The 14,095-nt window shown below is 67.1% G+C and carries 13 protein-coding genes; all 13 read left to right on the plus strand.

Annotated features, from left to right (window positions below; all coding sequences use genetic code 11):
- Positions 1 to 2: 2 nt before the first annotated feature.
- Entirely contained in the window at positions 3 to 281 is a 279-nt protein-coding gene (locus tag P8Y64_05085) for a sarcosine oxidase subunit delta (GenBank protein MEJ2059844.1), read from the plus strand.
- Positions 274 to 3,192, plus strand: a complete 2,919-nt coding sequence (locus tag P8Y64_05090) for a 2Fe-2S iron-sulfur cluster-binding protein (GenBank protein MEJ2059845.1) — start codon at positions 274 to 276, stop codon at positions 3,190 to 3,192. Before P8Y64_05085 ends, P8Y64_05090 begins: the two co-directional genes overlap by 8 nt.
- Positions 3,189 to 3,845, plus strand: a complete 657-nt coding sequence (locus P8Y64_05095) for a hypothetical protein (protein MEJ2059846.1) — start codon at positions 3,189 to 3,191, stop codon at positions 3,843 to 3,845. Before P8Y64_05090 ends, P8Y64_05095 begins: the two co-directional genes overlap by 4 nt.
- Positions 3,832 to 5,166 (plus strand): type III glutamate--ammonia ligase, encoded by a 1,335-nt coding sequence (glnT, locus tag P8Y64_05100; GenBank protein ID MEJ2059847.1) that lies wholly within the window; start codon positions 3,832 to 3,834, stop codon positions 5,164 to 5,166. The genes P8Y64_05095 and glnT overlap by 14 nt, the downstream gene beginning before the upstream one ends.
- Positions 5,166 to 6,059 (plus strand): amidophosphoribosyltransferase, encoded by an 894-nt coding sequence (locus P8Y64_05105; GenBank protein MEJ2059848.1) that lies wholly within the window; start codon positions 5,166 to 5,168, stop codon positions 6,057 to 6,059. Before glnT ends, P8Y64_05105 begins: the two co-directional genes overlap by 1 nt.
- Positions 6,047 to 6,754, plus strand: a complete 708-nt coding sequence (locus tag P8Y64_05110; GenBank protein MEJ2059849.1) for a protein glxC — start codon at positions 6,047 to 6,049, stop codon at positions 6,752 to 6,754. Before P8Y64_05105 ends, P8Y64_05110 begins: the two co-directional genes overlap by 13 nt.
- Positions 6,755 to 6,756: 2 nt before the next feature.
- The gene (locus P8Y64_05115; GenBank protein MEJ2059850.1) at positions 6,757 to 8,103 is read left to right on the plus strand and encodes an FMN-binding glutamate synthase family protein; all 1,347 of its coding nucleotides are present in this window, start codon (positions 6,757 to 6,759) and stop codon (positions 8,101 to 8,103) included.
- Complete coding sequence (gene folD / locus P8Y64_05120) at positions 8,096 to 8,986, plus strand: bifunctional methylenetetrahydrofolate dehydrogenase/methenyltetrahydrofolate cyclohydrolase FolD (GenBank protein ID MEJ2059851.1); 891 nt, start codon at positions 8,096 to 8,098, stop codon at positions 8,984 to 8,986. The genes P8Y64_05115 and folD overlap by 8 nt, the downstream gene beginning before the upstream one ends.
- 105 nt (positions 8,987 to 9,091) lie before the next feature.
- Positions 9,092 to 9,628 carry a YbhB/YbcL family Raf kinase inhibitor-like protein gene (locus P8Y64_05125; GenBank protein MEJ2059852.1) on the plus strand — a complete coding sequence of 179 codons (537 nt, stop codon included), beginning with the start codon at positions 9,092 to 9,094 and terminating at the stop codon, positions 9,626 to 9,628.
- A gap of 263 nt (positions 9,629 to 9,891) precedes the next feature.
- Complete coding sequence (locus tag P8Y64_05130; protein MEJ2059853.1) at positions 9,892 to 10,056, plus strand: hypothetical protein; 165 nt, start codon at positions 9,892 to 9,894, stop codon at positions 10,054 to 10,056.
- 126 nt (positions 10,057 to 10,182) lie between these two features.
- Complete coding sequence (locus P8Y64_05135; GenBank protein ID MEJ2059854.1) at positions 10,183 to 11,808, plus strand: APC family permease; 1,626 nt, start codon at positions 10,183 to 10,185, stop codon at positions 11,806 to 11,808.
- A 13-nt stretch (positions 11,809 to 11,821) separates the two neighbouring features.
- Positions 11,822 to 13,198, plus strand: coding sequence for an NAD(P)/FAD-dependent oxidoreductase (locus P8Y64_05140; GenBank protein ID MEJ2059855.1), 1,377 nt, complete (start codon positions 11,822 to 11,824; stop codon positions 13,196 to 13,198).
- A gap of 58 nt (positions 13,199 to 13,256) precedes the next feature.
- The coding region (locus tag P8Y64_05145) for an urea carboxylase-associated family protein (protein MEJ2059856.1) at positions 13,257 to 14,095 on the plus strand (839 nt) is incomplete at its 3' end.

The raw sequence follows: 14,095 nt of genomic DNA on the forward strand, positions 1-14,095 counted from the left end.
CCATGAAGCTGATCGACTGCCCCTTCATCGGTCCCCGCCCCGCCGCCGAGTTCGTCTACGGCGGGGCCTGGCGTCCCATGCCGGATGCCGAACAGTGCAGCGACGCCGAGTGGGGATGCTACGTATTCCATCGCGACAGCGTGCCGGGGACCAAGCGCGAACTCTGGTATCACGGCCCTTCGGGCACCTGGCTGGTGGCGGAGCGCGACACGCTGACCGACCGCTTCCTGCGCACCATGACGCTGGGCCAGGCCATGGCGGAGGAGGCTTCCCATGCCTAGCCGCCTTCCGGTCCAGCCGCACGAGCGCATCGACCGCAGCCGCAGCGTGACCTTCCGTTTCGAAGGCCGCGAATACACCGGCTTCGCGGGCGACACGGTCAGCTCCGCCCTGCTCGCCAACGGCGTCGAGGTGCTGGGGCGCAGCTTCAAGTACCACCGGCCGCGCGGCGTGTTCTCCGCCGCCAACCACGACACCAATACGTTGATGCAGGGCGCCGGCGAGCTCAACCTGCGCGCGGACGTCACCGAGCTGCGGCCGGGGCTGGATCTTACCGCCGTGAACACCCTGGGCGGCCTGCGGCGCGACCGCGGGCGCATCGTCGAATGGTTGGCGCCCATGCTGCCGGTCGGCTTCTACTACAAGACCTTTCACAACCCGCCCAGCCTGTTTCCGTTCTGGGAGCGCCTGATCCGCAACATGGCGGGACTGGGCCGGCTGGACGTGACGAGCACACTCGAACGCCAGCCCAAATACCACGCCTTTTGCGACGTGCTGGTCGTGGGCGCCGGGCCGAGCGGTCTGGCGGCGGCGCTGGCGGCGGCGGATGCCGGCGCGAAGGTCACGCTGGTCGACGAGCAGCCCGTGCCCGGCGGCAGCCTGGACGTCGAGTTCGGCGCGGACGATGAGGCCGCCGCCCTGCGGGCCGACCTGGTCGAGCGCATGCAGGCGCATCCCAATGTGGAATTCCGGCCCGCGACCGTGGCGGCGGGCTACTACGCGGACCACTGGGTGCCGCTGGTGTCCGCGCAGGGCATGACCAAGCTGCGCGCCCGGGCGGTGATCGTGGCGAGCGGCGTTTTCGAGCAGCCCGCCGTGTTCCGCGGCAACGACCTGCCGGGCGTCATGCAGGCCTCGGCGGCCCAGCGTCTCATTCAGCACTACGCCATCAAGCCCTGCGAGCGGGCGGTGGTGCTGGCCGCGAACACCTCCGGTTACCGTGCCGCGCTGGACCTGGTGCGGGTGGGCGTGAACGTCGTGGCCATCGCCGATCTGGGCGACCCGGCGCAGCGCGGCCCGCTGGCGGAGGCGGCCAAGGCCCAGGGCATCGAGGTGCTGGCGGGAACCACCGTTTACGAAGCCACGGCCAGCGGCGGACGCCTCGGCGGCGTCGAGCTGCGCACCCTGGATGGCGAAGGCAAGCCGCGGTCCGACGCTGCGCCGCACATCGCCTGCGACGGCCTGTTCCAGTCCGTGGGCTGGGCGCCGGCCGCGGCCCTGCTGTATCAGGCCGGCACCCGCATGGCCTATGCCGAGGTGCCCGGGCAGTTCGTACCCGCGGAACTCCCGGAAGGCGTGTTCGCCGCCGGGCGCGTGAACGGCGTGTTCGATCTGCAGGCCCGGCTGGCCGACGGCCGCGCCGCGGCGGCGGAGGCCCTCGCCCATCTGGAACTCGCCGCGCCGGAAGCGCCCCGGCCGGGACGCGGGCAGGACGTGCACTCACACCCGTATCCGATCTTCGCCCACCCCAAGGGCAAGAACTTCATCGACCTGGACGAGGACCTGCAGCTCAAGGACCTGGAGCGCGCCGCGGCGGAAGGCTTCGACAACATCGAGCTGCTCAAGCGCTACTCCACGGTCGGCATGGGCCCGAGCCAGGGCAAGCACGCCAACATGAACGGCGTGCGCGTGCTGGCGCGCATCAACGGCCAGCCCATCGACAAGACCGGCACCACCACGGCCCGCCCGTTTTTCCACCCGGTGCCCGTGCGCGCCCTGGCGGGCCGGCGCCTGCGCCCGGAGCGGCGCACGCCGCTGCATGCCTGGCATGCGGCGCACCAGGCCGAGTTCATGCCGGCCGGGCACTGGCTGCGTCCCAAGTTCTACGGTCCCGGCCCGCAGGCCGAGGCGGTCACCGGCGAGGTGCTGGCGGTGCGTGAAGGCGTTGGCCTGATCGACGTCTCCACCCTGGGCAAGATCGAGGTGTTCGGGCCGGACGCCGGCGAGCTGCTGGACCGCGCCTACACCCTGCGCCTGTCCAATATCAAACAGGACCGCACCCGCTACGCCCTGATGGTGGACGAGGCGGGCGTCATCATCGACGACGGCATCGCCGCCCGCCTCGGCGAGGAGCATTTCTACCTCACCACCACGACCACCGCTGCCGAGGGCGTCTACCGCGAGCTGCAACGCCTGGCCATCGAATGGGGGCTGAAGGTCGACCTTATCAATCGCACCGGGCAGAACGCGGCCATGAACATCGCCGGCCCGCTGACCGGCGAGGTGCTCGCGCCGCTGACTGACATCGACCTTTCGGCCGAGGCCTTCCCGTTTCTCGGCGCGCGCCGCGGCCGCGTGGCCGGCGTGCCGGCCCTGCTCATGCGCGTCGGTTTCGTCGGCGAGCTGGGCTACGAGATCCACGTGCCCGCCGCCCGGGCCGCCCACGTGTGGGAAGCCCTGATGGCCGCGGGCCGCAACCTTGGCATCCGTCCCTTCGGTGTCGAGGCGCAGCGCCAGCTGCGCCTGGAAAAGGGCCACATCATCGTCGGCCAGGACACGGACGGCACCTCCACCCCCTTCGATGCGGGCATGGCCTGGGCCGTGAAGTTCGACAAGCCGTTCTTCGTCGGCAAGCGCAGCCTGCAGGTGCTGGCGGACAAGGCGCGCTACCGTCTGGTCGGCTTCGCCCTGCCGCCGGGCGATGCCGGCAGCCTGCCCAAGGAATGCCACCTGGTGATCGAAAACGGCGAGATCGCCGGGCGCGTCACCAGCATCGGCGCGAGCCCGTCGCTGGGCAAGGTGGTCGGGCTGGCCATGATCGAGCGCAGCCTGGGCGAGGTCGACACCCTCAACATCCGGGTGGACGGCGGGGTGATGATCCAGGCGCCGGTGGTGCCGACCCCGTTCTACGACCCCGACAACCTGCGCCAGAAACCGTTGGTCAGCGCCGCACCCAGGGAGGCCACCGCATGAGCCGTCTCAGTCCCGCCCACGTGCGTATCGGCGGCGCCCTGCAGACCGTCGACGACATGCCGACCCTGGTGCGCAACAGCGGCACCCCGCCGACCTGGCTGGTCGACCTCAGTCCGCTGCGGCGCTGGCTGGTGCGCGGCGGCCAGGCCGCCGACTGGCTGGCGGCGCGCGACCTGCCGATTCCGGAGGAATTCTTCCGGGTCCACGACCTGGGCGAAGACGCCTTCCTGGTACGCACCGGCGAGGCGGAATTCATCCTGCACGACGGTCCCGGCGGCGCGCTGCGCACTGCCTTGGGCAAGCTCTCCGATGGTGTGGCCGACGACCTGGTAGCGGGGACGCGCATCGTCGCGCGCGACGATCTGGAAGTGGTGCTGGGCGGCGAAGACGCGGGGCGCCTGATGAGTGAGTTCTGCGCCCTGGATCTGGCCGAGGTGGAAAACCGGTTTTTGTTCACACGCGTGGCCGGGGTGACCGCCTGGCTGTGCGTGGAGGGAACGGGCGCGCAGCGCAGTTATCGCATCGGCTGCGACCCGAGCTACGGAGAATATCTATTCGAGACCCTGCTCGACGGGGTCCATGAATGTGGAGGAGGTCTTGTGGGTTTTTTGGACTTCTACGAATCGAGAGGCATTAAACATGACGCCAGCTGAAGCAAAATCGTTCCTCGAGGCGAACGACATCAAATTCATCCTGGCCCAGTTCGTGGACATCCACGGTGTGGCCAAGACCAAATCCGTACCGGCCAGTCACCTGGAGGATGTCCTGGAGGACGGCGCGGGCTTCGCCGGCTTCGCGGTATGGGGCATGCGCATGGGTCCGCACGGGGCCGACTACATGGCGCGCGGGGATCTCAGCACCCTGAGCGTGGTGCCCTGGCAGCCCGGCTATGCGCGCATGGTCTGCGACGGCTACGTCAACGGCGAGCCCTATGAGATGGACACGCGCAACATCCTGTCCAAGCAGATCGCGCGCCTCACGGAAAAAGGCTGGACGCTGATGACCGGCCTGGAGCCGGAGTTCAGCCTGCTCAAGCGCTGCGAGGACGGCAGCGTGGTGCCGGCGGACGATTCCGACATGCTGGAAAAGCCCTGCTACGACTACAAGGGCCTGTCCCGCTCGCGCGAGTTTCTGGAGCAGCTGGTTTCTTCGCTGCAGTCGGTCGACTTCGACGTCTATCAGATCGACCACGAGGACGCCAACGGCCAGTTCGAGATCAACTACACCTATTCCGACGCCATGACCTCGGCGGACCGCTACGTGTTCTTCCGCATGGCCGCCGGCGAGATCGCCAACAAGCTGGGTCTGGTCTGCTCGTTCATGCCCAAGCCGTTCTCCAATCGCAGCGGCAACGGCATGCACATGCATGCCTCCATCGCGGACGCCGAGGGCAACAACCTGTTCCACGATGCGTCCGATCCCAAGGGCCTGGGCCTGTCCAAGCTCGCCTACCACTTCCTCGGCGGCCTGCTCGCGCACGCCCCGGCGCTGACCGCGCTGCTGGCCCCGGCGGTGAACTCCTACAAACGCCTGGTCGTCGGCCGCTCCCTGTCGGGCGCCACCTGGGCCCCGGCGTTCATCTCCTACGGCGACAACAACCGCACCTCCATGGTCCGCATTCCCTACGGCCGTCTGGAGATGCGCCTGGGTGACGGCGCCGCCAACCCCTACCTGGCTGCTGCTGCGGTTATCGCCGCCGGCATGGACGGGGTGGAGCGCGAGCTCGATCCGGGCGAACCGCAGAACTACAACTTCTACGAAAAATCCCTGGCCGAGCTCGACGCCAACGGCATCAAGACCCTGCCGCAAAGCCTGCACGAGGCGATCGAGGCCCTGGAGGCCGATCCCCTGTTCGCCGAGCAGCTGGGCGCCGATTTCATCGACGAGTACCTCACCGTCAAGCGCATGGAATGGGTGGAGTACTCGCGCCACGTTTCCGACTGGGAGCTGAACCGTTACGTGGAGTTCTACTGATGTGCGGGATCGTCGGATTGCTGTTGAAGAACGGCGCGCTTAACGCGCGTCTGGGGGAGCTGGTCACGCCCATGCTGGCCAGCATGTCCGAGCGCGGCCCGGATTCGGCGGGGCTGGCCGTGTTCGCGGAGCAGGACCAGGGGGAGAAGTTCTCGCTGTTCGCCGCCGATTCCGAGTTCGACTGGGATGCGCTGAAGCATGCCCTGGACGACGAAGCCCTGGTGGGAAAGCCGGGCATCGTTTCGCAGGGCCGCTACGCGCGCCTCACCCTGGATGTCGAGCCCGACACCCTCAAGCACTGGCTGGGCGAGCACTTCCCCATGCTGCACGTGCTGTCGGCCGGGCACTACATCGACATCTATAAGGATGCCGGCCACCCGGCGGCGATCGCCGAGCGCTACGGGTTCACCGGTCTCACCGGCTCGCACGCCATCGGGCACACGCGCATGGCCACCGAGTCGGCCATCACCCCGGCGCACGCGCATCCGTTCACGGCGGGCGAAGACTTCTGCCTGGTGCACAACGGCTCCCTGTCCAACCCCTACAGCATCCGGCGCCGGCTGGAGCGGCGCGGCATCCGCTTCGAGACCGACAACGACACCGAGGCCGCCTGCCGTTTCATCGAGTGGCGCCTGGGCGAGGGCGAGACCCTGGAGGACGCGCTGGAGGAAGGCTTCTCCGTGCTCGACGGGTTCTACACCCTGCTCATGGGCACCCACGACAAGCTGGCCCTGGTGCGCGACCCCTTCGCCTGCAAGCCGGCGGTGGTGGCCGAGACCGATGACTACGTGGCCATCGGCTCCGAGTACCGGGCGCTGGCCCATCTGCCGGACGTCAAGAACGCCACGCTCTTCGAGCCCAAGCCGGAGGTGATCTACTCATGGAATCGCTGACCCAGAAGGGCGTCGACGCCCAGACCTTCGACCTGGCCTCGACCACGGTGCGTGAGCTGAACCAGTTCCTGCACCACGAGCTCGACGGCCCCGAGTACATCGAGATCCTCAACCCCGACGGCCAGCACAGCATCGCCGTGGGCCTGGATGCGCCGGTCACCGTCGACATCCACGGCCATGCCGGCTACTTCATCGCCGGCATGAACAAGCAGGCCAGCGTCACCGTGCACGGCAACGTCGGCTGGAGCGTGGGCGAGAACATCATGTCCGGCTCGGTGCTCGTCAAGGGCAACGCTTCGGAGTGCGCCGGCGCCTCCGGCCACGGCGGCCTGGTGGTGATCGAGGGCGACGCCTCGTCGCGCTGCGGCATCTCCATGAAGGGCTGCGACATCGTGGTGGGCGGCAGCGTCGGCCACATGTCCGCGTTCATGGCGCAGGCCGGCCACCTGGTGGTCTGCGGCGACGCCGACCACGGCTTGGGCGACTCCCTGTACGAGGCGGTGATCTACGTGCGCGGCGAGATCCACGGTCTCGGCGCGGACGCGCAGATCGAGCCCATGCAGGAGTCCGACTACGCCAAGGTGGCCGAGCTGCTGGCCAGGGCCGGTTTCGACCACGACCCGAAGACGTTCAAGCGCGTGGCATCGGCTCGCAGCCTTTATCACTGGAACGCCGATCATTTCCAGGAGTACTGAGTATGAGCAAGCCCGTTTACAAGGAGACGAACCACTCCTACGACGGTTCGGTGTTGCACTACATCACCCAGGCGGCCGAACACGGCCTGTACGAGATCCGCGGCCTGGGCGCGAAGCGCACGCTGCCGACCTTCGACGACCTGTCGTTTCTCACCGCCTCGGCCTCGCGCTATCCGCTCGAAGGCTACCGGGAGAAATGCGAGACCAGGACCGTGCTCGGCAGCCGCCACGCCAAAAACCCCATCGAGCTGGACATTCCCATCACCATCGCCGGCATGAGCTTCGGCGCCCTCACCGCCAACGTGAAGGATGCCCTGGGGCGCGCGGCCAGCGAGCTGGGCACCAGCACCACCACCGGTGACGGCGGCATGACCCCGGAAGAGCGCAGCTCCTCCAAGACCCTGGTCTACCAGTGCCTGCCCTCGCGCTACGGCTTCAACCCCGATGACGTGCGCAAGGCCGACGCCATCGAGCTGGTGCTGGGGCAGGGCGCCAAGCCCGGCGGGGGCGGCATGCTGCTGGGGCAGAAGATCAGCCCGCGCGTCGCGCAGATGCGCACCCTGCCCGAGGGCATCGACCAGCGCTCCGCCTGCCGCCATCCGGACTGGACCGGCTCGGACGACCTGGCCATCAAGCTCAACGAACTGCGCGAGATCACCGACTGGCAGGTGCCGATCTACGTCAAGGTGGGCGCCACCCGCGTCAAGCACGACGTCAAGCTCGCCGTCGCCTCTGGCGCCGACGTGGTGGTGGTCGACGGCATGCAGGGCGGCACCGCCGCCACCCAGCAGGTGTTCATCGAGCACACCGGCATTCCCACCCTCGCCGCGCTGCGCCAGGCCGTGGAGGCGCTGGAAGAGATCGACATGGCGGGCAAGGTGCAGCTCATCATCTCGGGCGGCATCCGTAGCGGCGCCGACGTGGCCAAGGCGCTGGCCATGGGGGCCGACGCGGTCTCCATCGGCCAGGCCATGCTCATGGCCCTGGGCTGCAACAGCGACTACTACGTGCAGAACGGCCGGCACATCGACGCCACCGCCGACTACGCCGCGCTCGATACCGCGCCCGGCGTCTGCCACCACTGCCATACCGGTAAATGTCCGGTGGGCGTGGCCACCCAGACCCCCGATCTGGAAGCGCGGCTCGACCCGGAATGGGGTGCGCGGCGGGTGAAGAACTACCTGCAGACCCTTACCATGGAGCTCACCACCCTGGCGCGCGCCTGCGGCAAGTCCAACGTGCACAATCTCGAGCGCGAGGACCTGACCGCCCTCACCCTGGAGGCCGCCGCCATGGCCAAGGTGCCGCTGGCCGGCACGGACTGGATACCGGGAGTCACCAATGCCTGATCAGGGACAAAGCCGCGCGGAACTCGTATCCCACGAGGCGCGTCTGCTCGACGGCAAGGCGCAGGCCGAGGCCATGCGCGAGGTACTGCGCGAGCAGGTCGCGGCGCGTGTGGCCAAAGGCCTGCGCGCCCCCGGCCTGGCGGTGGTGCTGGTCGGGGGCGACCCCGCCTCGCAGGTGTACGTGCGCCACAAGCGCAAGGCCTGCGACGCGGTGGGCTTCGTCTCCCAGGCCTACGACCTGCCGGTCGACGTTTCCGAGAAGGAACTGCTGGGGCTGATCGACAGGCTCAACGCCGACCCCGCCATCGACGGCATCCTGGTGCAGCTGCCGCTGCCCCGGCATATCGACAGCGAAACGGTCATCGAGGCCATCGATCCCGCCAAGGACGTGGACGGTTTCCACCCCTACAACATGGGGCGGCTGGCCGTGCGCATGCCGCTGCTGCAGCCCTGCACGCCCAAGGGCGTGATGACCCTGCTGGAGGCCAACGGCATCGACGCCAAGGGCAAGGATGCCGTAGTGGTGGGCGCCTCCAACATCGTCGGCCGTCCCATGGCGCTGGAGCTGCTGCTCGCCGGCGCCACGGTGACCGTGTGCAACAGCTCGACCCGCGACCTGGCCGCGCACGTGCGCCGCGCCGAAATACTGGTGGTGGCGGTGGGCCGGCCCGAGCTGGTGCCCGGCGACTGGATCCGCGAAGGCGCGGTGGTCGTCGACGTCGGCATCAATCGCCTGGAAGACGGCCGCCTGGTGGGCGATGTCGCGTTCGAAAGCGCCAGGCAGAAGGCCGCCTGGATCACGCCCGTCCCCGGTGGCGTGGGCCCCATGACCGTCGCCACCCTGCTGGAAAACACCTACAAGGCCTGCGTCGCGGGCGACTGACCGGTTGCGCGCAACGCGCGGTCGGGCGCAAGCTTGGGCGGACCCGGACGGCTGACGCCGTCCGGGTCGTCTGTTCAGAAAACCAAGAATCCCAGGAGGACGATCATGCGTTGGTTAGCTGCCGCAGTGTTTTTGTTTGTTTCCCAGGCGGCGCTGGCGGGGAGCTTCACCCTGCGCAGCGCCGACTTCAAGCCCAACCAGAAGATTCCGATGGCGTACGTCTACAAGGGCTTCGGCTGCACGGGCGGCAACGTCTCCCCCGAGCTGCACTGGACGGGCGCCCCGGCCGGCACCAAGAGCTTCGCGATCACCGTGTACGACCCCGACGCGCCCACCGGCAGCGGCTGGTGGCACTGGGTGGTCTACAACATTCCGGCCGACGTGCACCAGCTGGCCAAGGGCGCCAGCGCCAAGGGCATGCCCGCCGGCGCCGTGCAGAATCTCACCGATTTCGGCATCCACGGTTACGGCGGCCCCTGTCCGCCCAAGGGCGCCAAGGCGCACCGCTACATCTTCACCGTCTATGCCCTGGACGTCCCGAAGTTCGAGCTGCCCGCGGAGGCCTCCCCGGCCATGGTCGGCTTCAACATCCACTTCCACACCCTGGCCAAGGCGCACTTCCGGGCCCTGTACGGCCGTTGATTCAGGCCGCCCCCGGCCGCCCGGCCGGGGGCATTCCCCGCCGCGTTCGATCCCCGGACGCACCGATTCCTAGCACCGGACTGGGAATTGCACCGCATCAATGCGGTTTGATCGCCCCCGTCAGTTCCCATCTCCAAGAAAATCAATCACATAGCAAGTTGGCAAGCTCTTTGCATTTCCTGTAGAGAAACTTTGTTGCACTACAGTAGCCGGTGATCGGGTCGGCATCCCGGCAACCGCAAAGAAGAGAGGAAAGCCGCCTCATGTACCTGTCCGCCAAAGCGTCGGTCTTCGGACCGATTCGTCTTTATATGGACATTGCCGTCGAGACGGCGAAGGCCGACCTGTGTCCGCTCTCCCATGGACAACGCGATACACGCGTGTCCGGCGAGGGCGGTGCCGCGCATCCATACGACGCGGTGATTTAAGCATCAACAGCTCCTGCAATCTCCATCGGGCCTGCATCCGCCCTTTATCCACCCCGGTAGCCGTCACCCCGCGTGACCGATCCGGTTTACACGCCGGGTTCCTGAGGAACCCACAGGAGGTATGAAATGAGCAGTGTTGAAAGTGCAATCGGCAGTGACAGCACGGCGTACGAGGCCGGTGCGCTGCATCGGAAGATCGACTGGACGGGCGCCTTCTGGGTGGCCAGCGGCGTGCCCGCCCTGGTGCTGTTTTCGATCGGCGCGATCGCCGCGACCGTGGGCAGACCGTCCTGGGTCGTGTGGACCGTCTCGATCATTTTCGGGTTTTTGCAGTCCTTCACGTACGCCGAAATCGCCGGCCTGTTTCCCAACAAGTCGGGCGGCGCCTCCGTCTACGGAGCCGTGGCCTGGGTGCGCTACAGCAAGATCATCGCGCCCGTTTCGGTGTGGTGTAACTGGTTCGCCTGGTCGCCGGTACTGGCCATCGGTTCCGGGCTGGGGGCCGGCTACATCCTGAGCATACTTTTTGCGCCCACCGCCGAAATCAACACCTGGCATATCACCCTGCTGCATCTCGGCTGGATCATGCAGGGGCTTTCGCTGCGCATAAACGCCACCTTCATCATCGGCGCGATCCTGCTTCTGGCCGTGTTCAGCATCCAGCACGGCGGCATCCTGCGTTCGGCCCGGGTGACGAAGATCCTGGGGATTTCGGCGCTGCTGCCGCTGCTGCTGATCGGCCTGGCGCCGTTCGTGTCGGGCGGCGTGAGCGTCGACCACTTCTTCCCGCTCGTCCCCATCGCCATGGACGCTTCCGGTAAAGCCGTCGACGGCACCTGGAACATGGCGGGCTGGACGCTGATGGCCGGCGGCCTGTTCATCGCCGCGTGGTCGACCTACGGTTTCGAAACCGCCGTGTGCTACACGCGCGAATTCCGGGACCCGCAAAAGGACACCTTCAAGGCGATCTTCTACTCCGGCCTGCTGTGCCTGATCGCGTTCACCCTGGTGCCGCTGGCCTTCCAGGGCGCCCTCGGCCTGAAGGGCATGCTGGCGCCGGGAATCTACAGCGGCATGGGCGTGGGCAAGGCGATGGCCGGCATGGTGGGCGGTTCGTACCTGATCGCCAAGGTCATCCTCGTCATGCTCATCCTGGCGCTGATGCTCTCGATCATGACCGCCATGGCCGGATCGTCGCGCACCCTGTACCAGGCGTCGGTGGACGGCTGGCTGCCCAAGTACCTGTCGCGCGTCAACGAACACGGTGCGCCCACCCGGGCGATGTGGACGGACCTCTGCTTCAACATGCTGTTGCTGATGATGTCCAACTACGTGTTCATTCTCGCCATCTCCAACGTCGGCTACATCATCTTCAACTTCCTGAACCTCAACGCCGGCTGGATCCATCGCATGGACCGCCGCGACTGGAAGCGTCCGTTCAAGGCGCCGTCCTGGCTGTTGGTGGCGGGCTTCGTGCTCTCCTTCGTCAACCTGGTGCTGCTCGGCATGGGCGCCGACATCTGGGGCAGCGGCACCCTGCTTTCAGGGCTCGTCTTCGCCGCCCTGATCGTGCCGATATTCCTGTTCCGCCACTACGTCACCGACAAGGGCAAGTTCCCCAAGGCGATGGTGGAGGACATGCACCTCGGCGACGAAGGCCAGGTGGTCAAGCGGGCGGGGGTGCTGCCGTACGTCACTTTGTTAGCTGCAGTTGTTGTTGTCTTCGCAAGCCACGCACTGGCTGTGTACTAAGGGGAAAAAGACCATGAAAACTCGTATCTGCATCATCGGCGCCGGACCCAGCGGTCTCGCCATGCTTCGCGCCTTCGAATCCGCCCGCAAGGACGGCGTCGAGATTCCCGAGCTCGTCTGCTACGAAAAGCAAAGCGACTGGGGCGGGCTGTGGAACTACACCTGGCGCACGGGCCTGGACAAGAACGGCGAGCCGGTGCACGGCAGCATGTACCGCTACCTGTGGTCGAACGGCCCCAAGGAATGCCTGGAGTTCGCCGACTATTCCTTCGAGGAACACTTCGGCCGTCCGATTCCGTCCTATCCGCCGCGCGCCGTGCTGCACGACTACATCATCGGCCGCGTCGAGAAGAGCGGGGTGCGCAAGTACATCGAGTTCGAGACGCCGGTGCGCTGGGTCGAGTACGCCGAGGACACGGGCAAGTTCACCGTCACCGTGATGGATCACAAAAAGGACGAGACGCGCGAAGAGATCTTCGATTACGTGGTGGTCGCATCCGGGCACTTCTCCACGCCGAACATGCCGTATTTCCCCGGCTTCGAGAAATTCCCCGGCCGCGTGCTGCACGCGCATGATTTCCGCGACGCCTGCGAGTTCGTCGGCAAGGACCTGCTGGTCGTCGGCAGCAGCTACTCGGCGGAGGACATCGCCAGCCAGTGCTACAAGTACGGCTGCAAGTCCATCACCTTCAGCTTCCGTTCCAGCCCGCTGGAATTCGACTGGCCGGAGTCCTTCACCACCAAGCCCCTGCTGACCAAGGTGGAAGGCAAGACCGCGCACTTCAAGGACGGCACCACCAAGGATGTGGACGCCATCGTCATGTGCACCGGCTACCTGCACCACTTCCCCTTCCTGCCCGACGAGCTGCGGCTCAAGACCAACAACCGCCTGTATCCGCTCAACCTGTACAAGGGCGTGTTCTGGGAAGACAACACCAAGCTGATGTACGTCGGCATGCAGGACCAGTACTACACCTTCAACATGTTCGATGCCCAGGCCTGGTACGCGCGCGACGTCATCCTCGGCCGCCTGCAGCTGCCCGACGCCGAGGCCATGGCCGCCGACATCAAGGACTGGCGCGCCCGCGAGGAAGCGCTGGAAGATCCCTTCCAGGCCATCGACTTCCAGACCGAGTACGTGCGCGACCTGCTGAAGTCCGTGGACTACCCGTTCCTCGACGTCGACCGCATCGCCGAGCTGTTCAAGGAATGGGAGCACCACAAGGAGGAAGACATCATGGGCTTCCGCAACCGCAGCTATCCCTCCGTGCTGACCGGCAACATGGCCCCGGTGCATCACACGCCCTGGCTGGATGCGATGGACGACTCGCTGGAGGCGTTCCTGGACATCAAGGACGAGGCGGACGAACCGGCGGCGGCCGCAAAGTGATTTACCGGCTGGTGCAACGGCGCGGGCTTCGGCCCGCGCCGGCAGGGCGGGTGTTCCGATGACGGTCATGGACGTGCAGGAAACGGTGACGGACGCGCCGCCGCAGCGCCTGTGGCTTGCCGGCGGTGCTGCCACGGCTGTGGCGCTGGAGGCGGGCGACCGCATTGCCATCGTTGACGTCGAGGGTATGCAGCCCGTGGACGTGTTCGCGTTCGATGCCGAGGGACGGCCGAACCCGGCTGCGCTCGGGATCAAGGCCGCGCGTGCCGCGTCCACGGCCCTGTCCGCCTATCTGGACGGAAAAAGCGAACAGGCGTCGGCCCTGGCCATGGCGTTGCGCGAGCACGGGGCCGATGCGGCCGCGCCTGGCGTGGCGCTGGGCGAGGCGGACAATCCGCCCGGCACCGAGGTCACGCTCAAGGCCAAGCAATCCGTCCTGGTGTGCATCGCCGCGCCCGGTGCCGACACGGTGCTGAACGGCGCCGCGCCGCCGACCGAGATCGAGCTGCACGTCACGCGGGTCAAGCCCGAGGTCGAGCACCTGCCGCCGCCGCTGGCCGAGCCGCAGGCGGAGATCCGCATCAAGGCGGGCACCGCCCAGGCCTATCACGTCGCTGCCGGCGAATACATCCAGGTCATCGACGTGGCGGGCAAGCAGTGTTCGGACTTCCTGGCCTTCGACGCCGCCGACCTGGCGCGCGGCGAGGAGTCGGGGCTGGACGCCACCACCACGCGCACGCTCATGGGCAACATCTACCCGACGCCCGGGCTGCATTCGAAGTTCTTCGACGACAAGATGCGCCCGCTGGTCGAGGTCGTGCGCGACACGGTCGGCCGGCACGACACCTTCGCGCTCGCCTGCAGCGCGAAAAGCTACGAAGACAAAGGCTATCCCGG

The organism is Gammaproteobacteria bacterium (assembly GCA_037388465.1).
Lineage (GTDB): Bacteria > Pseudomonadota > Gammaproteobacteria > SpSt-1174 > SpSt-1174 > JARRKE01.

Coding starts and splice junctions, on each gene's coding strand:
- P8Y64_05085 (MEJ2059844.1), top strand. CDS start 3: ATGAAGCTGATCGACTGCCCCTTCATCGGTCCCCGCCCCGCCGCCGAG.
- P8Y64_05090 (MEJ2059845.1), top strand. CDS start 274: ATGCCTAGCCGCCTTCCGGTCCAGCCGCACGAGCGCATCGACCGCAGC.
- P8Y64_05095 (MEJ2059846.1), top strand. CDS start 3,189: ATGAGCCGTCTCAGTCCCGCCCACGTGCGTATCGGCGGCGCCCTGCAG.
- glnT (MEJ2059847.1), top strand. CDS start 3,832: ATGACGCCAGCTGAAGCAAAATCGTTCCTCGAGGCGAACGACATCAAA.
- P8Y64_05105 (MEJ2059848.1), top strand. CDS start 5,166: ATGTGCGGGATCGTCGGATTGCTGTTGAAGAACGGCGCGCTTAACGCG.
- P8Y64_05110 (MEJ2059849.1), top strand. CDS start 6,047: ATGGAATCGCTGACCCAGAAGGGCGTCGACGCCCAGACCTTCGACCTG.
- P8Y64_05115 (MEJ2059850.1), top strand. CDS start 6,757: ATGAGCAAGCCCGTTTACAAGGAGACGAACCACTCCTACGACGGTTCG.
- folD (MEJ2059851.1), top strand. CDS start 8,096: ATGCCTGATCAGGGACAAAGCCGCGCGGAACTCGTATCCCACGAGGCG.
- P8Y64_05125 (MEJ2059852.1), top strand. CDS start 9,092: ATGCGTTGGTTAGCTGCCGCAGTGTTTTTGTTTGTTTCCCAGGCGGCG.
- P8Y64_05130 (MEJ2059853.1), top strand. CDS start 9,892: ATGTACCTGTCCGCCAAAGCGTCGGTCTTCGGACCGATTCGTCTTTAT.
- P8Y64_05135 (MEJ2059854.1), top strand. CDS start 10,183: ATGAGCAGTGTTGAAAGTGCAATCGGCAGTGACAGCACGGCGTACGAG.
- P8Y64_05140 (MEJ2059855.1), top strand. CDS start 11,822: ATGAAAACTCGTATCTGCATCATCGGCGCCGGACCCAGCGGTCTCGCC.